The sequence below is a fragment of the Paenibacillus sp. FSL K6-2393 genome, from assembly GCF_038002545.1.
Lineage (GTDB): Bacteria > Bacillota > Bacilli > Paenibacillales > Paenibacillaceae > Paenibacillus.
On the sequence record NZ_JBBOCU010000001.1, the window covers coordinates 5,827,785 to 5,851,944 of the forward strand.

The following is a 24,160-nucleotide window of genomic DNA, read 5'->3' on the forward strand; positions in this document are numbered from 1 at the left end:
AAAGGCTCTGATCAGGGGATCAGAGCGCTTATTTCTACCAACACCAAAATTATAAATTTTATAAATGATATGAATCCTTTAATTCACTCTGCTTTTTCAAAATCAGCCTGTTGTTGTTCATAGATTTCATAAAAATCGTCCCAGACTAGTACATTATCCTTTTCCTTGCTCCACCAGTCTTTGTACCATGCTTCAATCTCCGGGCCACCGCCTTGTTCCCACTTCTGCTGTGCTTCCGTAGCTGCCTGTTCGACCGTATATTTGCTTCCGCCAATGATGGAACGGGTAAAAATATCGTTGATCGCTGTTGTCACATTGGTCAACTTCACCTGAAGCTCCTTGGGTAGCTGCGGCATATGTTCTGAATGGGTAACACCCTCTCCTACCGGAAGATCCGTCATGTATACCTCACGCGCTTCCTTGAATAGTCGAAGTCCTTCCTTCTGCGACGGGATCTCTTCGCTGAACAGCATTTCTGTATACCCGCATTTGCCTTCCTCCAGACGGCTGTACAACATGGCGTAATCGCCTGCCCAGCTGATCTCCTGCTTGTATTTCTCCTGATCAGAGATGCGCGGACAGCCTTGATCGTTCAGCGTGTAATGCGTGTTTTCAAATCCATTTTTGAAGGTTCGCCCTGACTCTGTTTTGGTAAGAAAATCGATATATTGCATAACTGCTTCCGGATTTTTGGCTCGCGCATTCACAGCTGCAGTCATCTGAACGGGGTTATTCCACACCATCGTGTGCTGTCCTACGGACGTGGTTGGCAGAGCGATGACCTTTAATTTGGCCTCAGGAACATTCTGCATCAGTGTATCCAGTTCCTTCGCTGCAAACCCGGTATAATCCGAAGTCATGGCCGCGTACATACCGATTTTGCCATTCAGGAAATCCTGCTTCGCCTTGGCCCCGTCCTTGTCGGTCAATAAGTCCTTATCGACCACACCTGCTTCATATAATGCACGTTTGAATGCCGTGGCTTCTTTCATGTTGTTGGGACCAACTACCATCTCTCCGTCCTCCACATTCACCCAGTTGGCGTTGTACATATAGCGAAACAGACCCGCTGTATCGCCGAACTGAAATCCACCGATGCCATATGTATCATTAGCTCCGTTTCCATCGGGATCATTCTCCGTGAAGGCCTTGGCTACCGCCAACATCTCTTCCTCATTGGTCGGTACCTCCAGATTCAACTTTTCCAGCCAATCTTCCCGGATGAAAAAGCTCGTTAGTGGAAACACCTCGTTCATACGTCCCACTTCATAGAGCTTACCATCGCTTTTGATGCCAGCCTTCTTGAGCTGGGGATATTTCTCCATCAAGGCTTTGTATTCCACACTCGAGTTCTCGATCAACTCATCCAGCGGCATCAGCTGTTTCTGATTAAACAGTGTGTTACGGATCGGCGTACCGAATTCAAAAATGATATCTGGTGCGCTGCCAGAAGCGAATAATACGTTAAGTTTCGACTGAGATTCCCAGCGGGGAACTGCTGTATATTTTACATTTGCCGGGCCATTCTCGTTAATCCACTTGGACCACATATTATCTTCGATCGTACCCATGCCGCTTGGGACCGCGCCCCGATCATAGATCGTTGACGTGATGCTCCCCCTGTTGCCTTCACCTTCCGCCTGTTCGCTACCGTTACCTCCTGTACATCCCGCCAGCAAACCACCGATCAAGCCCAGAACGAGACCCGACTTCATCCATGCCTTCATCGTTAACGCCATAGATAAGACCCTCTTTCTCTCCTGTAATATGAACCTATGCGGGTTAACCCACAGCCTGCTTTAACCTTTAATTGATCCAAGCATGACCCCTTTAACGAAGTACTTCTGCAAGAACGGATACACTGCCAAAATGGGTATAACCATCACAATGACAGCTGCTGCCCGGATGCCTTCCGGGGTCAGATTCGATATCATCGTTGGATCGGTAAAATCCTGTACATTCAGATTGGACATAATCATATTTTGGACGAGCACGGTCATGTTGTATTTGGACGTATCATTGATATAAATCATCACGCTCATGAACGAATTCCAGTAACCCACGCCGTAAAAGAGAGCAATAGTCGCCAGCAAAGGTTTGGATAATGGCAACACGATTCGGAACAAAAGCCCCAGTTCACCACAACCATCGATGCGCGCAGCCTCGTCCACTTCCCCCGGCAGATTTTCAAAATAAGATCGCATAATCAGCATGTTGTAAGTGCTCACCAGGCCCGGTAGCCAAAGGGCGCCGTAACTGTTCACAAGACCGAGATTTTGCACGACCAAATAAGTCGGGATGAGTCCACCGTTAAAAATCATCGTGAACACCATCGCCATCGTAAAGAAGCGCCGGTGATAAAAATGTCTACGTGACAGCGGATATGCCGCCATAATCGTCACCGCCATGCTGAGCCCTGTACCGATCAATGTGATCTCCACACTGTTCCAGAATGCATTTAGAATCGGCGTTCCCGTAATTAGGCTGTGATAGGAGAACCAGGTGAAATCGACGGGCCATAACCCCACTTGACCTGAAACAACCGCTCTCGCATCACTAAATGACAAGGCAACAATGTTCAGTAAGGGCAGGATACAGCTGACGGCAACCAATGACAACAATACATAATTGATTAGATAAAAGACTTTTTCTCCTTTGGTTTTTCTCATGCTGTTCTCCCTCCCTACCACAAACCTTCGTTAAATCGACGCGCGATATAATTTGCACTGAAAATGAGGATAAATGCAACCAGTGATTCGAACAATCCCATCGCCGTTGTCAGGCTGAACTGTGCTCCCTGAAGACCGGTGCGGTAGATATAGGTACTGATTACATCCGCTATCTCATTGACATTGGAATTCTGAAGCATATACACCTGGTCGAATCCGACCTCCATCACCCGCCCCATCGAAAGAATCAGCAGAAGAATAATGGTGGAGCGTATACCCGGAAGGGTGACATGCCAGATCTGGCGCATTTTACTGGCCCCATCCATCTGTGCAGCCTCGTATTGGCTCGGATCAATGGTCGTTAGTGCCGCGAGAAAAATGATGGCATTGAAGCCCATGTCCTTCCAGATCCCTGAGCCAACAAACACCGCAACCCACGAACCCTTGTTGTACATGAACGGATAAGGTGCTCCCGTCCAGGCCTCGACCCAGCGGTTGACGATCCCATTTTCCAAAGAGAAAACCGTCATGATCATCATCGCAATGATGACCCAGGAAAAGAAGTGTGGCATATAGACCACCGTCTGCACCGTTCGCTTAAAGGCCATGTTTCGCACTTCATTCAGCATAATGGCCAGAATGATCGGAATAGGAAACCCGATAATGATGCTTAACAGACTGAGGAACAAGGTGTTGCGAATAATCTCCACCGTGCGCGGATCACTGAACAGCGTCTGAAAATGCTGAAAGCCCACCCATGGACTGTTCCACAGCCCATCATAGAAGTTGTAGTCCTTGAAGGCCATGACCAGCCCTCCGATGGGTGCATAACGAAAGGTAAGGTAGAACATAATCACCGGAACAAACATCAAGATTAACGGAATATTCATCTTGAATCGTCGAAGCCGCTGCTGCCGAATCCGATGCTTCATTTCACTGTCCGGCGGTTGTAATCCAGACGGCGGACCTGCGGTCAGTTCCCCCTTCACATCCATCACTCCTCTCTGCTGTTGATGTACTATAGTTGTATTTTAGATAAAAATGTAAGCGTAAACATTTGTTATTTAACGATCCTTTTATAATTTTCTACGCAAAAATAACCCCACATGGTGGGGTTGACCTTGGAAACGAACAGATATTAAGAGAAGGCTTCTTTAATTGTGACCCTGCAGCAGTTCAAGGAGGATTGCTACCGGGCACTTCACTTGGCTACTTGCTTGCGATATTCGCGGGGCGATACCCCCGTCATCTGTTTGAATACGGTTGTAAAATAACTGGAGTTATCGAACCCGGTCAGTTCCGCGATATCTGCCATACTCTGCCGAGTGCTATGCAGCAGCAGTTTCGCCTTATCAATTCGGCGCTTGCTGACATATTGGCTAAAGCCTTGTCCTGTCTCTTTTTTGAACAAATGGCTCAAGTAGTTGGGTGTCACATGAACATGGGCAGCCACGGCCTGCAACGTGCATGTGCTGGAATAGTTCATTTCAATATACTGTATAACTCGTGTAACGACATGATCCTGCTGTTCCTGAGTTAGCCGCATCAGCATATCCAGCCACTCTTCGCTCTTGCATCTCGCCCAAGCGATGACTTCAGGTATGGTATGAATCCAGAGCAGTGGATCTGGGGAAGTGGGGTCCATACCACCGGATTCCTGAGGCTGAAGCTGTTGTACCAGTAAGTCCGTCATGACCTTCATAAGCATATGAATCTCCGCTTTGCCTTGTGACAAGCTCATCCCGGACGCTTCTTCTAGCAACATCTCTATCCGATTCATTATCGATCCGAATTGATGGTGGAGCAGCAACGAAGTCAGTTCCTCTCGCAGTCTCTCGGTACGGTCCACCTGGCTGTATTGTTCCCTGATCCGAATGTCGGACTGTTTTCGGCGATATCGTTCATGTGCCTTTTGTAACACCTGACATGCTTCATCAAGCGAGAACGGCTTTAACAAAAATTCAATTGCCCCATACCGGATGGCACGCTGTGCATATTCGAACTCACGATAACCTGTCAAAATGATAATCATAATGTCCAGTCCACTCTCGTGTATGCGTTCGGCCATATCTAGACCATCCATCACAGGCATGTTGATGTCCGTAATGATCAGATCAGGTGTGCAGCTGTGTACAGCCTGTATCGCTTCTTCTCCATCGGCCGCTTCCCCAACGACCTCCCACCCGAGGGGGTTATTACGAACCAGATGAATCAGACCCTGACGAAATAATGCTTCATCATCCACTACGAGCATACGTCCATTCAACAGAACCTACTCCTCTCAGTCACCTGAATTTCCCGGCATGAGTCCTCACCGATCTGATAAGGCAAACGAAGACGTACTAGCGTTCCCTCTCCCACAATCGACTCGATCTGTACACCGTAGGGTTCACCGTGTATCAACTCAATTCTTCGAAGTACACTCCGCATGCCAATGTGCTGACGTTCCTCATCTGCATGTGCCACTGGCGTAATAATGCGTTCAATGACCGATGCATGCATGCCGCAGCCGTTATCTGAAATTTCAATGATGAGCAGATCCGGCTCTCCTTCATGCCCGTTTTGCCGCGAGCCACGAATCTCCAGATGGCGGTTGCTCCTTTTGTCCGAGAAGGCATGAACAAAAACATTCTCCACGATGGGCTGAAGCAACAGTCGGATCACCTGACAGCGAAGCAATTCAGCAGAAACGGCAATTTCAATCGACAAGGCTTCCTGATACCGGGCCTGCTGAATCTGCAGGTAATGATCAATTTGCTTCATCTCATCCTGCACGGTCGTCAGTTGCTGCACGGGTTCCAGCGTATACTGCAGCATCTCGGACAAGGCAGTGACCAGGCGAGCCGATTTCTCATCACCAAGCATATAGAACTTCCAGAAAAACATGCTCAAGGTGTTATACAGAAAATGGGGATTCAGCTGGGCCTGAATAGCTTTGAGTTCAGCTTCTTTTTCACTGAGCTCCCGCTCGTACACTTCATGTATAAGCGTATCAATCCGGGAAGCCATTGCATTGAATCGTTCACCGATGAAACCGAGCTCATCCCGTGTCTCGATCCGTACCCGTGTATCGAACTGTCCATCACGCACTCTTTTCATCGCGTTGACTAGACTCGCAAGTGGACGCAACAGTCTGCCGCTAATTACGGTAATGATGAACCAGGAGCATAATATGCTGGCTACCGCAGAAAACACAGCAACTTTTACAATGATCTTTCCCTTGTTCTGAATCTGAGCGAGTGAGACCTTGCTGACCAGGGTGAAACCCGCTTTGTCTGACGTTTGCTTCGTATACAATTGGGTTGTTCCCTGCTCGTCCCTGATCTCAGTCGCCCCTAGGCTTAGCTCGGTAAGTGGTGGTGGATCCGCATCCTGATTATGAAAGGCATAAAGAAGCTCACCATCTGCGTCAAACAAGTAGACAGCAACTTCCTCGTTCAGTCGCAGATCTTTGAGATACGATTCGAACAACGAGGTGTTAAACAGAATTAACATTACGCCATAGGTCTCCAGATCAACAGACCGCATTAATCGTCCCGCCAAAATCCAATTGGATTGTTCCTCCTGCAAGAAAGCATCCGGCCCCAAACGATTCCAACCATATTCGCCGCCCGTTCCTTCCAGTCTATGAACCATCTCTGCCAGATAGGAAGGATCCATCTGTTGAAATGAGCCAGCAAAGGCGCCGAGATTAAATATGTTTTCCTTCAGGTCATATATGCGGAGCCCCATGATCTCCGGTGCATCCAGCCTTACCTGATACAACTGATCATCCAGTTCATCTTCCAGCTTCATCTGATCATAGGACGAGATGCCGGAGGTCTGTGCTTTGATGGCATTTTTTACGGAGGGATTCAGTGTGATATAATCGGTGACTTTATACATGTCGTGTACCCTGGAATCCAGACGTGCAAGAATCTGCTCTGCGGTAAGACTATACTGGCGACTGACCTCTTCATTGAACAGGTCGATATGAATGCGATAGGTGATCAATCCTGTGATTCCGGAGATTAAGACCGTTGCGGTAGATAAAAACAAGATTAGCTTCGTTTTAAATTTAAAGCGTTTACAAAAGTTCATCCACCACATCTTTCACACACCTCACCTATATTCCGTACATGTCTTACACCTAAAAACATATCATACACCTATTGGAAAAAACCAGAAAAACCCTGACCCCGCTTCAATCGGTAGTCAGAGTTTGAAGGCATGTGATCCAGACATGTTACCGGGATGATCCAGATTAACTCTGAATCACGGCATTTTTATTCCCCGTAAATCTCTTTGATCCGTTCTTCCTCATTCGTAGACAACAGAACATTAAGCAACCCCATGGCATTATTGGCATCGGTTCTCGTCGTCTTATACATCTCGGCAAACGCCGCTTCATCCTGCTCCGGGTCCATCGCAGCAAGCTTGCCCCACGACGTGCGGGCCTTGTCGTATAGCGTACTCAACGTGATGTCACGCGGATGTTGTGCAACAGGTGCCATGGATTCAAATTTCGCTGTGACCCTGAAGAAATCCTTGGAATCCTGGAACGATGAACTGTTATAATCCTTATTTTTCATCGCATCTTCGGTGATCAGCAGACCTTCACGGGCGATAAACAGTGTTTTCACCATGGCACGCTCCAGATTGGTTGCTTCTTCCCAAGTTATATAAGATTCATCTGGTGCTTGTACGGTCGTAAAAAACGGAAAAGCATCATCGATTAACCGCTGCGAATCGGAATGAATGGGAACCTCTGCATTCATGTCCACAACGGCATCGCTATAATTGGCTACATTAATATTTTTGGAACCCGCCTCACTGACCCGACGCACTGGATGATCCGTAAGCGGGATACGGATATAACCGAGCTTATCGGCATACTGCTGCTTCAACTCTTCCAATGTGGAGTCCTTTCCAATCTTGCCGTCGTCGGCTGAAGAAGATTCTTCTGTAGTTGAACCTGTCTCCTCACTCCCATTCGAACCGGTTGCTGCGGTTTCCGTTACGGTCGCATTTGAGCTACTTGTCTCTGACGAAGCAACTTCTGTACCGGAAGCAGACTCCGGCGATGACGTCTCTTTCGCTCCGCCACCACAAGCTGTCAGAATCGCTGCCAAACCGAGCATAACTGTGAACGTCTTTATCGTATAATTCCATTTCATCGTATAATCTTCCCCTATCGTATGTATATTCCTGAGAACCATTAACCTCTGCTCCAAGACTTGAACACTTACTTACAAAAATATCCTTTCATATAACATGCTTGATTCACACAATTGGACATGGTCTACATTCTATCATAAGTTAAAAATCGGTTGTATACGACGATATACCTGTGTCTAAAGCCTTTTACTAGGCGCGCATTAACTACCACCGCAACACAAAAACACTGCCGCCCGTATGGACAACAGTGTTCGTGAAGCGTAATTATTTGATACCTTTAGCCTTCTCCATATGCTCTGACCGAATCTGAGGATCCGTGGAATTGACCGATGATAACAGAGCGTAGATCGCCTGGATATCCTTCTCTTGAAATACGGTTTCGGGAACCTCAGTCTCAAGTCGTTCCGTCTTGCGCTGAATCGTTTCCACCAATTCATGATCGTAGATGATCAGTTCATCCGAATTCACATACCTCACAGCAGGATCAACACTGATGCGGCAACGGTTGGTGAAGGTCACCATGGAGACGAGACGTACTCTTTTGTAGTCTCCGAGGTGTGCATGAATGGCTTCAACATGGGCACGATGCTGCATGAGTGGATTGTACATTTTGACCCGGCTGCTGCTGACCGACCAATTGGCCTCTCTTCGTCCGCCGCGAATCTCACCTGTCGTCAGATTTCGGGTTTCGATCACAAAGATTGCCCGAGGACCGATCACGACATGATCAATCTGCGAATAACCGGAGCGTGACTTCGGATTGGTAACGAGCAGGTCGTTCAGCACTTTATATTGACTTGGAAGACCTATCAGCTGATCTGCTGTGCTAGGCTCCTCCGGCTGGCGTGTCCAATCCCCTTCCGCTTTTTTCTTGCGCTTACTACGGACCATACGCGGGGGAATGGTTGTCGTTGATGGTAACGCTGAAGCGGAGGCTGTAATCTGGTTCGCAAGCTCTGGTTGTGTCTTGAACAGAGACAGGATTTTCTTGAACATGGGCAAGCTCCGTTCTATTATAGTGTGGGTTACGGGTGACCATTACAGGAGGAATAACATCCTTTGACATATTCATTATGTAAACTTCTATTACTTATGTCGGATAAAGCGGGGTAAAAATAAAGGGAAAACGATCAAAATCTCTCTAAAACGCAAAGTACATATGAACATTTAACCAATTCCGTGACTTTAGACGCATAAACAAACCGCAAAATTGAAAAAAAGCAGCGCAACCCTTTCCTGAATAGAAAAAGAATACGCTGCTGTTCTCTTGGATGTTAAGCCTGAAGATAATAGGTGTAGAGCACCTGTGTACCCTTCTCTTCCAGACCATTATTCGCTATTTCCTGATACAGAGATTCGGCCAGAGCCAACCCAGGTGTTTTCATGCCCATCGCTTTTGCAGACTCCAGTGCAATTCCCATGTCTTTGATAAAATGTTTCACATAGAATCCAGGCTCATAATCGCCTCCGATCATGCGCGGACCGAGATTGCTGAGTGACCAGCTTCCGGCTGCACCGGTAGCAATGCTCTTCAGCACGGTCTCCGCGTCCAGACCAGACGTCTTGGCATAGGCTAGTGCTTCGCATACGCCCATCATGCCAGAGGCAATGGCAATTTGGTTGCACATTTTGGTATGCTGTCCGGCTCCCGCCTTGCCTTGCAGCACAATGTTGCTGCCCATCTGCTCAAACAGCGGACGCACGGCTTCAAAGGCCTCCGAACTACCACCAACCATAATGGACAGCTTCGCGTTCTGCGCTCCGATATCACCGCCCGACACAGGTGCGTCCAGTGCATGCAGTCCTTTGGCTTCCGCAGCTTCAAAGATTCGTGCAGCCAGTAACGGACTGGATGTTGTCATATCAATCAGATATGAACCCGGTTTCGCATTGGCTACAAGCCCATCCTCACCGAGATAAATCTCCTCCACATCCTTCGGATACCCCACCATCGTGATGATGACATCACACGCGGCAGCCAGTTTGCCTGGTGTGTCATGCCATACGGCACCCTCTTTAACCAACGCTTCCGCTTTGGCAGCAGTTCGCGTGTACACATGCAGCGGATACCCTGCTCTCTGGATGTGCCCAGCCATGCTTTTACCCATCACGCCTGTACCAATAAAGCCAACCTTAGTCTCTCCAGGTACCTTAGTCGTTATTGTCATCGCAGGTTTCCTCCCTATTTCTCTAAGTTTTGTGGGGTGCTTGTTCTGAGATCGATAGCTATATCTGTATGTTAAAGCTTTCGTACCCCGCCGTCTATCTTTTGTCTCCAAATCTAGCGAACCGACATGCGGTATTGGTTCGGGGACATATGAACGAAACGTTGAAACGCACGGTTCAAATTACGTTCAGAATAGCCTACCTTTTCAGCAATTTCTGTAATGGTACAATCGGTGTCCTTTAGCAATTGCTTTGCTTTTTGCACTTTCATATTCATCAGATATTCGATAAAGGATACTCCCATCTCCTTCTTGAAAAGCCTGCTCAGATAGGAGGGGCTGACGTTCACGAGTTCCGCACAATCCGAGAGGGATTGGACACCTTCAGGTTGAAAGTTAAGGTGCTCGCATACACGCTGCACAATATGACGGGATGAATGTGTACGGAGGTCTTGACTGATCTCTATGCATAGCGGAAACAACACACCAATAAACCAATCATGCATCTCTCGTGACGTCTGATTTTCCTGCAACTGATCGAACAAGTTGCCACCAAGACGTTCAAGCATGCCTGGCCCTTTGGTTTCCATATATTGAATAATGGCCGACAACAGCATGTGGTAGCCCTGGATCATGATTGTATACGATTCGGAACCACGGACCCTTTTGGAAAACCTGTGAAGTACATCTTCAGCTTCGGAAAGGGTGCCATTCCATAATGACTCCATCATCTCCGTCTCCATCTCTCGTGGATACATAAACACTTGATTTCGCTCGATCGCTACAATATCTTCGTAAAACAGGACATTCTCCGCATCGTCAAACAATCGGTATTGCAGCGCAAGCTGTGCTTCCCTGAACGACTCTGCTACAGTTTCAAGTTGAACTGAACGGCCCACACCAACCGTACCAGAGAAGGAGAGGTACTGATTCAGAGCATCATGAATATCCTCTGCATAGCGACATACCCTCTGCCTTATATCAACAGAAGACATCTCTGCATCAAAGTGTAATATCGCTACCGAGTCACTATCATTTTTATCCACCACGTATCCTTTAAGATCATCATTCTGACTGAGCAGTTCATCCATTACATTTTTCAAAGCGAAAACAATGACAGGACCTTCACTTGGTAAAAAACGTTTCTTCTTCACCAGATTCTCTACTTTCACCACCAGCACAATGTACTGTCCTTCGGTTGAAACATCATGTCTGGCGCATTCCTCAGCAAACGGAGTGCCTCTCCATGAACCGCTGAATTGCAAGAGCTTCTGAAAGAAACGATCACGCAAATCAGGTTGTATGCCCTCAATATAACGTTTAAGCTTCTCCGTCTGGTCGTTGAGATAACTAAGTGAAGACCTGATATATTCAATTTCGTTCCCTTGGGGAGTTGACTCCTGCCCATTTCTGCGCAGATGTTCTCCGTAACGCAGCAACTGTTGAATTGGATTATAGGCCAGCCGTGAGCTGAACCAGGTAAGCAGTAATCCAACGAACACAAAGATCGACACACAGATCAGGATTAATACGCGAATCCAGTTCAACTGGGCAATCATCTCCCGCTCCGGCAACTGGGACACATAGGTTCTTCCCATTGATGCCCCCACATAAGCCACAAGTTCGTTACCCTGCTCTCCCTTCAGTACGTCATGCGCTGACCTTTCCCTCCCCTCCAGATACGCAATCTGCTGTAATATGGCATCATCAGACGCCGCTGTACCAATCGCCTTGGGTCCGTCTGTATGCAAAATAATTCGTTGATCTGAATTCAAGATCGCCAGGGACTGATCTTCCAGACTAACGGAATAACTTCGTAGCAGACTTCGCAATGCCTGTTCTTTCATCTGCAGAATGATCACCCCACTGGGTGGCCCCTGACCCATGATCGGCAGTTGTCTGACATAGGAGATATAACCCGCCTCTCCGGACCCTGGCAGATACATCCATCCTGCCCCTTGGCTTCCTTCAAGCGCGACCTTCATATCCTGCTTCTCTCGGTAATCTACCAACGGGACCAATCCATAATAATGGGATAAAACCATATCCGTTTTGCCGTCAAAATAGATCATTTCTTCAATAAGATTATTGGTGTTTTTGTGAAGTTGAAACATCTCCAGCAGATCCAGATGCAGAAAGTAATCGCTCTCATAATTGGCATTCCCCAGTGCATTACGCATCAGGGGACCACTGGCGAGCTGCATCGATTCATGCTCAATATTGGACAGAATGTTCTCGACCCGGTCTTTGAGCAAATTAAGAGAGGCCATGTTGTTATCCTGAAACTGACCGGTCAACTTGATCATAGAAAAATGATAATAAGCACTTCCGGCAAGCACCACCGGAATGACCACCGACATGCAGCCCAGCCAGATCAGCCTTTTCAAATACCCATTCGTTGCGAACCAGCGATCCAATATGGATTGGACGGTATGCATGATACGTCTCATGGATTCCCCCCCCGTGTGCTGCCTTATGCTCATTACCCTCAACTATTAGGGTTCATTATATCAAGAGCGGTATGCGGATACACTCCCAAACATCAAGTCGGGGAACGTTTATTTTCAATTCACCTTCAACCCATTGCGTTTTCAGAAGATTTTCGGTAATTAAGGCTTCCGCTTCTCCTGCAGGACTCCCCTCACCAGAGCCCACCGTAATCTCAATATCGTGGAGCGGAAGGACGGAAGACAATGGTCTGCGTCCTGCTCCGTTGACCAGATGAATAAGCAGCTCGTCGTCTTTGCGAAAAACCGTTAATTGTAGTCCCGGAATTGCTGTCACAGATACCGTTGCCTTTCCATCCAGCAGAAGGTCTACGGCGTTAGCAAAGAGTCTGAAATGTTCCTCCAGCTTAAATTCATGGATTAGACTGCTAAGCGAAAAAGGTAAATAACACGCCTTCCCCCCTCCAAGTGTACGAAGCAGTGCCAGCGGCAGATCCGTCTGCTTCACAGCCAGTGAAGCACGTTCAGGAGGTGCGCCGACACTTTCCAAAGGAGAAAATGGAGGCACCAATGTTGCCAATACCTGTACGTCTGTATCGATCGGTTGGCAGTACATTACCTTGCCGCGATGGGGGATAAGTTCGGTCTCTTCCAATTCACGCTGCAATGGGTTCGTGCCCTTAGGTGTGTCTATGCCTACAAGTGCCGAAGATTCGAAGCGCAAATAAGAAGCGAATAAATACTCACTCTCTTGCATTTCCCCGGTAATACCGAACAGATCAGCCATAAGGGACTTGCTCTGCTTTTCTTCCACGGGCAACTGCCCTTCTGCAAACACACTGCCTCCTTGACTCACATATTCATGTAACGTTTTTGCAAAATCAGGCGGATACGTGCATCCTTCAGGCAAAAGAATGACCTGGTACCGATGCAGATCCACGCTTGCCAACTGTTCCGGCAGAATCACATCAAACGGAATTTGCTTATGAATCAGCGCTTCAGCCAGACCTTCTGCAGAACGGTCTGCATTCCACAGTAATGCTACCTGACATACCGGCTGTGCACCGTCCATATATGAAGCAAGTTTTGCCGCATCCGTGTTGACTTCCCTCACCGTACGCAAGATTCGCTTATCCGTAATTGTATCCGGAATTCCGGTCAGGGAGTGCCAGAGTTGGCCTCCATTGGCCGGGATCTGCGAGAGCCAGAACCGGTACTCGGCTGGTGGAAGCCCCGTGTGGCGCCAGTCCATCCCCGGACAGGAATGAATGATGCCGAAGGGATCTGGACGTCCAGGAACGGAGCGCCCCACTTTGATACTAAGCGCCGGCTGCCAAAATTCCGGTATACGTGTATGTCCCAGTGACAGGACATCCTGTGGCTCCGTGCAGAGCATATCCGTAATGGAAACCCTCTTCTCCAGATGATCCCGGTGCAGATTATAGTACAGAATCATTGGTACTTCAGGTCGGACAGTCTTAATCTCCTGATACATCCGTCCCAGATTATCATCGAAGCAACGTGCAGCAAAATCGGGCTCGAGCTCGGCAGACGTTCCAGGCAGATCCGCACCATATAGACCTCTATATTTCTCCTGACATTTGGAGCATTGGCAGAAGACATATCCGGGGGCGTTAAAGAAAACACCGTCGATCTCATAACGTTCCAGCGCCTCCCGAATGACTGGAACAGCCAATTCCTCGTTCCGATAACCCCCGTTAATGCAGGTCGACATGAGAAGCGGCCAATGACCCGGGCGTGTAGCCCCAATAATATCCGGTTGCCCTCCTTCCTTACGTGCAAACCATTGGGGCCGCTGCAGATAGACGGAGTCCTCTGCCTTGCTAAAATCAAAGCGGGCGATAAATCGAATTCCCCGCTGATGACAACTGTCGATCAACTCCCGCAGCAGATCACTGTCTCGGGACAAATAGCCATTATGCACATGAAAATTCACTTGGGATGAATACCAGGCATAGATCCCACCGGTATTGAACACCATCGCATTGGCGCCCATCTCCATGATCTGATCCGCAAGCTTTTCGGGATTAATCTTTGCCGTATCCTTGACCTGCATATTGGGCTGGATGATGCTTAGCGGCTGCTGCCACCATGGACGATGTTCCTGCTCGGTTATTGGGCTCTTCATCGTTTCTCCTCTATTCCGTTATTGTAGGTTGATTGAATTGATCGTACGCTTTGGCCATTTCCTGGTACGCCTGCTTGATGTCAGGCTGATTATTCAATTTATCTACATAGGCTCTGAGTTGTTCCACACTGGTTTGACCGACAATCGTCCGGGTTAGCATGGAACTGTATTCGTCTGCGTATTTAGGCCACGTTTCTCTCCATGCTTCTGAAGTGATGACTCGATAGAAATCAATCTTGCCTATCTCATCAAAGTTCTCGACTTCCTTGATTTTGGCATCATTATAAGCCTTGTCACCAGAAGCACTGATCACCTTGCCCCATTTGGCGTAAGCGAGCACTCCCGCCCCTTTGCTGGTCGTATTCACTTCCTTAACTCCCTGTTCCGTCAGAACCTTCTGACCGTCCTGTTCCGTATAATGAACACCTTCAATTCCATAGTAAGAGAAATCTGTCATCTCCTGAGAAGCCGTCATGTCAAAATACTTCAGAAGCTGCTTCACCTTTTCTTCCGGCACCTTTTTCGAAATATAAAATCCACCAGCTACGCCGGTTTCCAGCCCGACTGCCGCATCTCCATGAGGACCTGTCAGGGACAGATTCAGAATCTTCGCATCCGGTTGGCCGGATTTCTTCATGGCCTGCTCCCATTCGTGATCCCACCAGATTGGACGTCCATAGGAAGCGGCCCGATTGGTCTTGAAGAGTTCCTCAGCCTGGCTTTCTTTCATGACGGCATACTCTTTCGATAACAATCCATCCGCATACAATTCACGGAACCACTCAATCATCTCGATATACTGAGATGTTAAGCCGGGGCTCATCAACCCGCCGTCATTATCATAGGTGGGATTATAAGCTCCGAATCCCGCCTGGAACATTGCTGGTGGATTGTTGATGAACAATAAGCCGACGGTATCCTTATTCCCGTTGCCATCCATGTCACTATCTACAATCTTTTTCAAGACTTCCCTATACTCTTCGAATGTCTTGGGAATCGGCAGGTTCAGCTTCTTCAGCCAGTCCTCCCGAATCTTCAGCCCTCCATCAATACGAGAGCGGGAACGCGGCACCGCATAGATTCCTCCATCGACTGTCAGATACTTCAGGGCATCGGGTGCAAGATTCTCCTTCAGATTCGGATATTCGCTGAGATCTCCAAGGAACGGCGTCAAATCCCAGAACGCACCATTTTGAATGGCAGTAATCAGAGTTGGACGAATCTGATTCTGGTAGGCTACCACTTCGGGCAGGTCACCCGACGCGAGCAGCAGATCCAGCTTCGTATCCAGATCTCCAGAGGGTACCCATTCGATATCCAACTTGGCATTCGTTCGTTTCTCCCATTCGGTCCAGTATGCATTGTCCATATCAGGAATCTCATTGTATAAGCCTGCAAACATCTTGATATTCAGCGTCTCATCTCCCCCAGATTCCCCTATACCTGGATTAGTGGCTTCTCCCGATCCACTGCACCCGGCAAGCATGGAAACGGTCAAAAGAATGCAGAGCCAAGTCGTCCATCGTTTATTGAGCTTTTGCATTGTTATTTCCTCCCCTAAAACCTTTTAGTAAGCGTTTGCATATTTATTGATAAACATTTTGTTTATTCACTTTGTAACCGTCACCCTTTGACCGAACCAATCATGACCCCTTTGGCAAAGTGCTTCTGTAAAAATGGATATACGATCAGGATCGGTACCATCGCCAGTACAATGGAAGCCATTCGAATCGTCTCCTGCGGCACAACACTTTCGTCACTGGCTCCCGCCTGAGCCACGGCGACCGAATTCGAATCGATTACAAGAGTTTTGATGAGTAACTGAAGCGTCCATTTGCTAGAATCGGATAGATAGATGAGTGCATTGAAATAGGCGTTCCAGTGTCCCACTGCGAAGAACAGCGTAAACGTCGCGATGGCTGGCATCGATAACGGGATTATGATGCGGATGAAGGCCGTCAGGTCACTGCATCCGTCAATCTGTGCCGCATCTTCCAATTCGGAGGGCAGCGATTCGAGAAAGCTTTTAATCACAATCAGGCTCCATGCATTCGTCAGTCCAGGCAGAATCATGGACCAATATGAGTTCAACAGCCCCAATTCCTTAACAAGCAAGTAGTTGGGAATAATGCCGGCACTGAACACCAAGGTGAAAATGACCAGCCCCATGATCCACTTATGACCGGGCAACGACTTCTTCGTTAAACCATAGGCCATCGTGAAGGATACGATAATATTCAGTATGGTGCCAACCACCGTAATAAACAATGTGCTTTTGAAAGCGTTCAGGAAGCTATTCGTTGATAAAATGTAACGATACGACTCCAGCGACCATTTTTCCGGAAAAAGATAAAACTTCAGCGGCACATACACTTTCGGATCGGTAAACGATACGCTGAACACGTACAGAAACGGGAAAATGCAGGCTAGCGAGATCAAGGCAACCAGGCTGTAATTGATCCAGTCAAAGAGTGTCAGACCTTTTTTCTGCACAACAAAGCTCATTTCTTATCCTCCTGTCCAAAAAGAACAACGACCCTCCGGGTTAATAGATTCCCTCGTGTCCAAGTCTTTTCACAATTTTGTTGGCAGCCACAATCAGGAACAATCCGACCAGACCTTTGAACAGTCCTACGGTAACTCCGATGCTGATCTTGCCTTGCAAAATGCCATACGTGTAGGAATACGTATCGAATACCTCCCCTACCGAGCGCACCAAGGGGTTCATCATCAGCAGGATCTGTTCAAAACCGGTATCCGCCATGCTCCCAAGGCGTAGAATGAGCAAAATGATAATTGTTGGCCGAATGGCTGGCAAGGTAATATGCCAGATCTGCCGGAAACGTCCGGCGCCATCCACAACCGCTGCTTCGTAACGCTGAGGATCGACCCCCGCCATCGCAGCAAGGAAAATGATTGTCCCCCAACCGGCTTCCTTCCACATGCTTTGGGCGGTAAGTAAACCCCAAAAATAATTCGGTTCGGATAAAAACGAAATCGTGTCTTTCCCACTCTGCGCAATCAGTTTGTTCACAATGCCAACGTCGGTGGAGAGCAGGAAAAACGTCATGCTTGCAACAACAACCCATGACAGAAAATGCGGTAAATATACAATGGATTGATTGATGCGTTTGAACGTCTCATGCCGGATTTCATTCAGCATCAGTGCCATCAGGATCGGCAGTGGGAAATGGAACACCAGCGCGATCAGATTGATGGCGAGTGTATTGCGCAGCATGATATAGAAGTTGGAACTGCCAAACAGTTCATTGAAATGCTTAAATCCCACCCATTCACTGCTCGTAAATCCAAGGAATGGATTGTAATCCTGAAAGGCGAGAAGCAGTCCCCAGAGGGGAACAACTTTGAATAATAAGAAGTACAACAGCCCCGGCAAAATGAGTAAATAAATCATCCGGTGTTTGTACATGCGCGATAGCAGACTGCCGGATTCCAACTTGCCACTTGAGCGGCTTATTGTCTTTAACTGGGTGTTCATCGGCTACATCACCTCTCTCTTCGAGGCATGATCCATGCCAATTACAATGGCCTCATACCGTGCCAACATAGTGAGGCTAATCCTTGTTACACTTGCCTCTCTCTTGATGGGAACAGCTTTGGACGAACACAGGGAGTACGCATGTATGGATGTGCCGATGTTGTTAAGTTCAATTGCAAGGTCATATAACGGTAACGCTTCCATATATGTCGTGCCATTGAAACCGGACAAGTTCAATAGCTGAACCAACAGGTTGCCATCTTCCATTTGGTTCAGGAACAGCTCTACACTGGCTGGAAGGTCTGTTCTCAATGAGCGTTCTCCAATGAACCGATCGAGTATATCCGTCACTGCATGTTTGTGATCTTCGAAACCGTGTTTGTAATACAACGCACCTGGATTCCAACCGTAATAGATGCCTGCCCCACGATCAACATATTGGGTGATCCCCAATCCGTAACTCTCTCCCATCTGATGACCATAGGCCCGCTCCGGTGGACCAAAAGAGGCTGGTTCGATATAAGGCATATATCGCTCCGTATGCGATGGATTGAACTGCATCCGCGAAAAACCGCCGCTGACCGTAATCCAATCCCGATCCTTCAGACTGGGAAAGAGATTATTGTCACCTACATGCAAGTAGGCGGCAGGCAGCATATCTACATCCCCTGAGTGGACAACCCCAAACCATTCCTGCAAACATTCCGCATCATTCTTGAAGGCATTGCCTGTAGCAAGCAGCGCTACTCCCTGACTTTGCACTTCTTTTAATGCTTCTAATGTTAGTGGTTCAGGACGTTGCATCCCGGGCAAGATGACTACTTTCACTGCGGCGAGTTTATGCGCCATGGCTGCAATCCGTTCTTCCACGATGACATCAAACAGTATGTGGGCTTCTTTTAACATTTTGAACAATCCTAGATATTCCCTTCCCGCCCCAGCCGCGGACGGTTTGATCAAAATCACTTCTGCCATGGAAGCGAGATGCCCATAGATATGTTCATGGTCTGCATGATAGCGGAAGATACGCTGTGCCACGGGAAAGTTCCTTCGATCCGGATATCCCTCAAATGCCCCAATGACACAGAAGTCCAGCCCTGATCCGTTCGCGATATTCTGAAGTAACCGCACTTCAGTCTCATACGGAGAAACACCTGTGAACCGGTAGGTCAAGTCGATGGCATTGATGCTGCAATTGCTGATCAGCTTGTTATCCCAACTCTGTACGACAGAAGCTACATTTTCAGAAGCAGAGTACTGCCATAAAGGTAAGGCACGGGTAAGTGATGTGTTGGATTCCTTGCGAATGATATCGACCTGGTGAGGATGGTAGGTACTGATTGCCACATGAGGCCAGCGGGATTTAACCAAGTCATGAATTTTGCTCAGAATCTCTCTGGAAGTGACCTCCTGAAACTGAAGATACGCTGCATGCAGCTCATGCTCAGGGCCTGTATAGTCCAGTAGCTCACTCCCGCAGATCTCTTTGAAACGACGCTGACAATTGTCACAGTAACAAGGACCATAATAGTTACCACTGTAATCCCAGTGCTGATAACCAAACATATTGAAGAAAATGCCGTCCACCGGATACTTCTCCAAGACTTCCGTGATGGTTTCGAGCGATTTTTCCTGCTGATACGCACTGTTCAGACACGTATGCACAATGCCATAATAATTCACTTCTTGTCCTTCACGATCACGATAAAACCATTCCGGATGTGCTTCAAAAAGCGATTCATGAGCTTTGCTGAAATCAAAACGGGCGACAAACTTCATATCCAGCTCATGCGCCTTAGTGACGGCTTCCTGTAGCACATCCGCATGAAGATAAGGTGTGACGTATTGGTGCTCCAATGTGGAAGGATAGAAGGCAAAGATGCCTCCCGCATTCATCATCAACACATTGGCTTGAAACTCCTGAAGTTCTTTCATCAACAGGTCCACATTCATCCCCGCATCGATCTCACGGAGATTGTTCTGAATCAGGCGAAGCTGGTTCGAAGACCACCAGTTCATTCGCATCGTCCTCCTCTTGTCTGCGATGTACTTTAACCGTATACCTTGGATGACAGGCACAGTAGGGACATTTTTTGCAGAAATCGGTTAGGAAATATATGTCTGTTCTACAGAGCCAATGAACAGTATGAAGGCATACACGCCAGATATGGCAGACAATAATTGTCCGTTTGCTACTTTGTTGAGTTTTTTGATTCAAAAAAACTGAAAAAGGAATCAACTTCCTGTATGCTGTACAACCTAACGGAAACTTCCTTCATTGGAAAGGAGGATTCCCATGAGTCGTGAAAAAGGTCAAATTACCATTTGGTTGTCCTTTTCCATCATTTTATTAAGTGCCGGACTAGTCTGCCATGTCTTGTCCATTCCAGCAATTCTCGAAGCGGGCGGCAGAGATGGATGGTTGTCTGTTGTAGCCGCCGCTCCATTGTTCATGTTGTTCCTATGTATGATGTATATCATCATTCGGCGAGTACGTGGACAACGATTAACAGATTGGATTACGCGAGAATTCGGGGCGGTCCCTTCCTGGATCTTCCGGATCTCCGCTTCCATTCTACTGTTCACGCTTGGTACACATACGTTGTATGAGACAACCAACTGGACCGTATCCACATATCTTCAATTCACGCCACCTTACGTTCTGGCTGGTGGCGGAGCACTGGTTGCCGCATGGGCGGCGGCTAAAGGTATACGCTCCATTGCGATGACTTCCAGTCTGCTGCTGCCATTTGTCATTTTGCTTGGTTATTTTGTAATGTCCGCCAATATGAAATACAAAGACTACAGTCTATTGTTCCCGATCATGGAGAACGGCATGGGCCCCGTGTGGCGGGGCATGATCTACTCTCTTGCCGGGCTTATGGAAATCTGGATTCTCATGCTGTTCCAACATGAAGTCAGAGGCAAAATCCGGTGGTGGTATATTCTGATCCTTGGCATTTTCATGCTCAGTATGGCTATTGGACCAACCATCGGAGCCATTGTGGAATTCGGTCCTGAAGAAGCAGCGAAACAACGGAACAGTCCCTATGAGCAATGGAAACTTGTGAATATAGGGAAACTGTTGCAACACGTTGATTTTCTGTCCATCTATCAGTGGCTCAGTGGTTCCTTTGCAAGGGTCGCCATATCCATGTATCTTATAGTGGATCTGCTGAATTTCCGCAGACCGAAGAAACGATATATCGCGATTCTCACCATTACCGTCATCATGAGCTTCATGGCGATGCAATGGTGGCGCATTGATTACGTGGACTATTACGTGGATCATATTCAGTTTCCGGTCATGCTGGCCTATGTCTCATTCGTTACCGTGTTATTAACCATTGCTGCATTAATCCACAAAAAGGACAAGGAGGCTCCCAAACGTGCCGATCTCAACCCAACCCAAGAATAATCGTGAAGTTGAAGCGTTCCGAATGAACGAGCACAACTTGAATACCTTTTTTGCCGGATCTGATGATGTCATCATCAATAGTCATATGTTCGGAGAACCTCCGATGCAACTCCTTATGACCTATTGCAGCGGTATGGTAGATAGTGAAGCAATCTACGATATTATTCTCCCGGAACTCAAACGAACATATGAAATTACACACTTTATCCGTACATCAGACATTGAAAAGTGCATCAGCCTGGATTGGACCCGAATGGATCTGCAAGATCCGGCATTTGGAACTGAACTGATGTCTCTCCGTGTATTTGAAGGCCATATGTTGATCTGTATTCCTTCCCTTCAAGCCATGTGGAGTATTGATATATCTAACATCCCTACTCGAACACCGGAGGAATCAACCACCGAAGTTTCGATTCGTGGGGCAAGAGATGGGTTCATCGAACCACTTGCAGTCAATGTTGCCTTGATACGCACCCGTCTGCGTACGAACCAACTGGCCTGTAATATCGAACTGATCGGTACACGTTCTGCAACCAAGGTGGCATTGATGTATATCAAGAATATCGCCAATCCGGAGCTGATCGAAGACGTCCAGGATCGGTTGCGTAAGATTGAGACGGAACGCATCTTGACCGCCAATGAACTGGAAGAATTGCTGTCGCCTTCGAAGATTACTTTGTTTCCCGTCACCCATTATACGGGCAGGCCTGACTTTGCTGCAGAATGTCTCCTGAACGGACGTTTTATCCTCATTGTAGACGGCAATCCCAGCGCCATTATTGGGCCAGTCAATCTGTTTCTTTTGCTCAAATCACCGGAGGATGCCAGCTTTCCCTTCTTGCCTGTGAACGTAGGACGGATGCTGCGCTTTCTTGGCCTGATGATCACCGTATTCCTGCCTGGCTTTTATATTGCGCTGACATCCTTTCATATGGATCAGATCCCCTTTCCTCTAGTCGCGACGATATCGGTTGGACGCATGGGACTTCCAATGGAATCGGGAGTGGAGATGTTTCTCATTATGCTGCTAATGGAGCTGTTCCGAGAGGCGGGGGTACGTTTACCAAGTGCCATCGGCCAGACATTAACGGTCGTTGGAGGTCTGATTATCGGAGATTCCGCCATTCGAGCCGGCATGGTCTCTCCCCTCATGATTGTCATTATCGCAGTTACCGTCGTAGCTGGAGCAACCATTGTGAATCAGGTCATGACCAGTTCTGTGCTGATCCTGCGGTTCCTTTGTTTTGTCTTGGGGGCATCCCTCGGCATCTATGGGTTCATCCTGTCGTTGATTCTGTTCCTCATCTACCTGACTGATCTCAAATCATTTGGCATTCCGTATCTCACGCCGTTAACACCGCTTCATTTCAAACAAGCGATAGCTTCATTATTCAAACTGCCAAAGGGGTTAGGTAAACGAAGACCCGTCTATCTTGAGACTCAAGAACCGCGTAAGAAAGGAAACGGACGATGAAACACTTGTTACAGCGATGTTTGCTGGGTCTGTTAAGCCTATCGATGTGCGTGATGACAAGCGGATGCTGGAGTGCCTTTGAGATTCAACAGGTGGACTACGCCAAAGCCTTTGGGATTGATTATAAGGACGGCATGTACCACCTGTATGTACAAACGCTGGATTTTGCCAGTGTCGCCAAAAGTGAAAGTTCGACCAAAAGTGCAGATACACCGCCTGTATGGGTCGGACATGCCGAAGGGAAAACCATGAGTCTGGCGCTGAACGAGCTGTTCCGCACGGCTCAATTACACATGGCTTGGGGGCATGTGACAGCCATCGTTATGGCCGAAGGTGTGCTGACTAGCAAACATATCAAAGAAGTGTTCGACATGCTGGGACGATTTCCAGAATCCCGTTATACAACCTGGGTGTACGGAACACGAGAGCCTCTGGAGAAAATTCTGAGTGCAACGTCCATGTATAATATGTCGCCACTGGACAGCATTCTTCACAACCCGCTCCCGACGTACATGGAAGAATCGTTGTATCCGCCTGTGCTTAGCTTTAAACTCATTGCAACACATAATGATCCGGCTACCACGACGTATCTGCCGAGTCTTGCATTGAACAATACCCAGTGGGCTGAGAATGAGAAGAAACATGATTTGTTTCTGGTGGAAGGGGCCTTTTTTGAGAAGACTGGCTATGACTTTGAATACTTTCCACGCAGTCAGCTTCCCGGTTATCACTGGCTAATCAAGGACATGCGGCGGGCCCCCCTACTAGTTCAGAAGGATGGAACGATCTACGGGGCACTGAGTGTAGGATTGCCAAAGATCAAAATTAAACCTGTCATTCATGGGGAAGAGGTCAAGTTCAACATTGACGCCCAATACCTCACCGCCCTGTACGAATACCTGGTGCCCACCTCTTATGAAGAGATGATCCAGATCAGTGAAGTGAAGTTACGTGAGCAGATCATGCAGACCTATCGTCATGGCCTTGAGCGTGGTGTCGATATTTACGGCCTTCAGGAGAAGCTGTATCGCAAAAATCCAAAGCTCTGGCGTAAGTTATCAAACAATGGCAGCAAGATGATGCTTACCGAAGACTCGATTCAGGATCTGAAAATCCATCTCACGATTCCGTATACAGGGAAATATAAACGGAAAGTGTAGGAAACGCGTAAAACACCCCTTG

At 47.7% G+C, this 24,160-nt stretch carries 17 protein-coding genes; 3 read left to right on the forward strand and 14 right to left on the reverse strand.

Going from position 1 to position 24,160, the window contains the following annotated elements; genetic code table 11:
• Window positions 1–83: 83 nt before the first annotated feature.
• The 14 genes from MHI14_RS25925 to MHI14_RS25990 all read right to left on the reverse strand — a co-directional run bounded on the left by MHI14_RS25925 (window position 84) and on the right by MHI14_RS25990 (window position 20,105).
• Window positions 84–1,727: an extracellular solute-binding protein gene (locus tag MHI14_RS25925; RefSeq protein WP_341131546.1), complete on the reverse strand. Its 1,644-nt coding sequence runs from the start codon at window positions 1,725–1,727 to the stop codon at window positions 84–86.
• A 72-nt stretch (window positions 1,728–1,799) separates the two neighbouring features.
• Window positions 1,800–2,669 (reverse strand): carbohydrate ABC transporter permease, encoded by an 870-nt coding sequence (locus MHI14_RS25930; RefSeq protein ID WP_036606256.1) that lies wholly within the window; start codon window positions 2,667–2,669, stop codon window positions 1,800–1,802.
• Window positions 2,670–2,683: 14 nt separating this feature from the next.
• Window positions 2,684–3,601 carry an ABC transporter permease gene (locus MHI14_RS25935; RefSeq protein ID WP_047844113.1) on the reverse strand — a complete coding sequence of 306 codons (918 nt, stop codon included), beginning with the start codon at window positions 3,599–3,601 and terminating at the stop codon, window positions 2,684–2,686.
• 269 nt (window positions 3,602–3,870) lie between these two features.
• Entirely contained in the window at window positions 3,871–4,935 is a 1,065-nt protein-coding gene (locus MHI14_RS25940; protein ID WP_091034399.1) for a response regulator, read from the reverse strand.
• Window positions 4,932–6,707, reverse strand: a complete 1,776-nt coding sequence (locus MHI14_RS25945) for a cache domain-containing sensor histidine kinase (protein ID WP_341131547.1) — start codon at window positions 6,705–6,707, stop codon at window positions 4,932–4,934. The genes MHI14_RS25940 and MHI14_RS25945 overlap by 4 nt, the downstream gene beginning before the upstream one ends.
• Window positions 6,708–6,934: 227 nt before the next feature.
• Window positions 6,935–7,825 carry a hypothetical protein gene (locus MHI14_RS25950; RefSeq protein ID WP_341131548.1) on the reverse strand — a complete coding sequence of 297 codons (891 nt, stop codon included), beginning with the start codon at window positions 7,823–7,825 and terminating at the stop codon, window positions 6,935–6,937.
• 265 nt (window positions 7,826–8,090) lie between these two features.
• Window positions 8,091–8,822 (reverse strand): nuclease-related domain-containing protein, encoded by a 732-nt coding sequence (locus tag MHI14_RS25955; RefSeq protein ID WP_017690394.1) that lies wholly within the window; start codon window positions 8,820–8,822, stop codon window positions 8,091–8,093.
• A 278-nt stretch (window positions 8,823–9,100) separates the two neighbouring features.
• Complete coding sequence (locus MHI14_RS25960; RefSeq protein WP_341131549.1) at window positions 9,101–9,994, reverse strand: NAD(P)-dependent oxidoreductase; 894 nt, start codon at window positions 9,992–9,994, stop codon at window positions 9,101–9,103.
• Between the two features lie 113 nt (window positions 9,995–10,107).
• Window positions 10,108–12,441, reverse strand: a complete 2,334-nt coding sequence (locus tag MHI14_RS25965) for a helix-turn-helix domain-containing protein (protein WP_341131550.1) — start codon at window positions 12,439–12,441, stop codon at window positions 10,108–10,110.
• Window positions 12,442–12,496: 55 nt separating this feature from the next.
• The gene (locus MHI14_RS25970) at window positions 12,497–14,587 is read right to left on the reverse strand and encodes an alpha-amylase family protein (RefSeq protein WP_341131551.1); all 2,091 of its coding nucleotides are present in this window, start codon (window positions 14,585–14,587) and stop codon (window positions 12,497–12,499) included.
• A 10-nt stretch (window positions 14,588–14,597) separates the two neighbouring features.
• The gene (locus MHI14_RS25975; RefSeq protein WP_341131552.1) at window positions 14,598–16,130 is read right to left on the reverse strand and encodes an extracellular solute-binding protein; all 1,533 of its coding nucleotides are present in this window, start codon (window positions 16,128–16,130) and stop codon (window positions 14,598–14,600) included.
• 80 nt (window positions 16,131–16,210) lie between these two features.
• Entirely contained in the window at window positions 16,211–17,092 is an 882-nt protein-coding gene (locus tag MHI14_RS25980; protein WP_076332971.1) for a carbohydrate ABC transporter permease, read from the reverse strand.
• 40 nt (window positions 17,093–17,132) lie between these two features.
• Window positions 17,133–18,086: an ABC transporter permease gene (locus MHI14_RS25985; protein WP_091034419.1), complete on the reverse strand. Its 954-nt coding sequence runs from the start codon at window positions 18,084–18,086 to the stop codon at window positions 17,133–17,135.
• 3 nt (window positions 18,087–18,089) lie between these two features.
• Window positions 18,090–20,105 (reverse strand): family 10 glycosylhydrolase, encoded by a 2,016-nt coding sequence (locus MHI14_RS25990; protein WP_341131553.1) that lies wholly within the window; start codon window positions 20,103–20,105, stop codon window positions 18,090–18,092.
• A gap of 277 nt (window positions 20,106–20,382) precedes the next feature.
• Here MHI14_RS25990 and MHI14_RS25995 point away from each other — a divergent pair, with 277 nt between their 5' ends.
• Genes MHI14_RS25995 through MHI14_RS26005 form a run of 3 tightly spaced genes read left to right on the forward strand, consistent with a single transcriptional unit; the run spans window position 20,383 to window position 24,138 of the window.
• Window positions 20,383–21,504: a GerAB/ArcD/ProY family transporter gene (locus MHI14_RS25995; RefSeq protein ID WP_341131554.1), complete on the forward strand. Its 1,122-nt coding sequence runs from the start codon at window positions 20,383–20,385 to the stop codon at window positions 21,502–21,504.
• Window positions 21,476–22,978: a spore germination protein gene (locus MHI14_RS26000; protein ID WP_341131555.1), complete on the forward strand. Its 1,503-nt coding sequence runs from the start codon at window positions 21,476–21,478 to the stop codon at window positions 22,976–22,978. The genes MHI14_RS25995 and MHI14_RS26000 overlap by 29 nt, the downstream gene beginning before the upstream one ends.
• Window positions 22,975–24,138 (forward strand): Ger(x)C family spore germination protein, encoded by a 1,164-nt coding sequence (locus MHI14_RS26005; RefSeq protein WP_133386566.1) that lies wholly within the window; start codon window positions 22,975–22,977, stop codon window positions 24,136–24,138. Before MHI14_RS26000 ends, MHI14_RS26005 begins: the two co-directional genes overlap by 4 nt.
• Window positions 24,139–24,160 lie beyond the last annotated feature (22 nt).

What these genes read in the sequence shown, in the direction of transcription:
- MHI14_RS25925 (WP_341131546.1), bottom strand. Translation starts at nt 1,727, where the DNA reads ATGAAGGCATGGATGAAGTCGGGTCTCGTTCTGGGCTTGATCGGTGGT.
- MHI14_RS25930 (WP_036606256.1), bottom strand. Translation starts at nt 2,669, where the DNA reads ATGAGAAAAACCAAAGGAGAAAAAGTCTTTTATCTAATCAATTATGTA.
- MHI14_RS25935 (WP_047844113.1), bottom strand. Translation starts at nt 3,601, where the DNA reads ATGAAGCATCGGATTCGGCAGCAGCGGCTTCGACGATTCAAGATGAAT.
- MHI14_RS25950 (WP_341131548.1), bottom strand. Translation starts at nt 7,825, where the DNA reads ATGAAATGGAATTATACGATAAAGACGTTCACAGTTATGCTCGGTTTG.
- MHI14_RS25955 (WP_017690394.1), bottom strand. Translation starts at nt 8,822, where the DNA reads ATGTTCAAGAAAATCCTGTCTCTGTTCAAGACACAACCAGAGCTTGCG.
- MHI14_RS25960 (WP_341131549.1), bottom strand. Translation starts at nt 9,994, where the DNA reads ATGACAATAACGACTAAGGTACCTGGAGAGACTAAGGTTGGCTTTATT.
- MHI14_RS25965 (WP_341131550.1), bottom strand. Translation starts at nt 12,441, where the DNA reads ATGAGACGTATCATGCATACCGTCCAATCCATATTGGATCGCTGGTTC.
- MHI14_RS25970 (WP_341131551.1), bottom strand. Translation starts at nt 14,587, where the DNA reads ATGAAGAGCCCAATAACCGAGCAGGAACATCGTCCATGGTGGCAGCAG.
- MHI14_RS25975 (WP_341131552.1), bottom strand. Translation starts at nt 16,130, where the DNA reads ATGCAAAAGCTCAATAAACGATGGACGACTTGGCTCTGCATTCTTTTG.
- MHI14_RS25980 (WP_076332971.1), bottom strand. Translation starts at nt 17,092, where the DNA reads ATGAGCTTTGTTGTGCAGAAAAAAGGTCTGACACTCTTTGACTGGATC.
- MHI14_RS25985 (WP_091034419.1), bottom strand. Translation starts at nt 18,086, where the DNA reads ATGAACACCCAGTTAAAGACAATAAGCCGCTCAAGTGGCAAGTTGGAA.
- MHI14_RS25990 (WP_341131553.1), bottom strand. Translation starts at nt 20,105, where the DNA reads ATGAACTGGTGGTCTTCGAACCAGCTTCGCCTGATTCAGAACAATCTC.
- MHI14_RS25995 (WP_341131554.1), top strand. Translation starts at nt 20,383, where the DNA reads ATGAGTCGTGAAAAAGGTCAAATTACCATTTGGTTGTCCTTTTCCATC.
- MHI14_RS26005 (WP_133386566.1), top strand. Translation starts at nt 22,975, where the DNA reads ATGAAACACTTGTTACAGCGATGTTTGCTGGGTCTGTTAAGCCTATCG.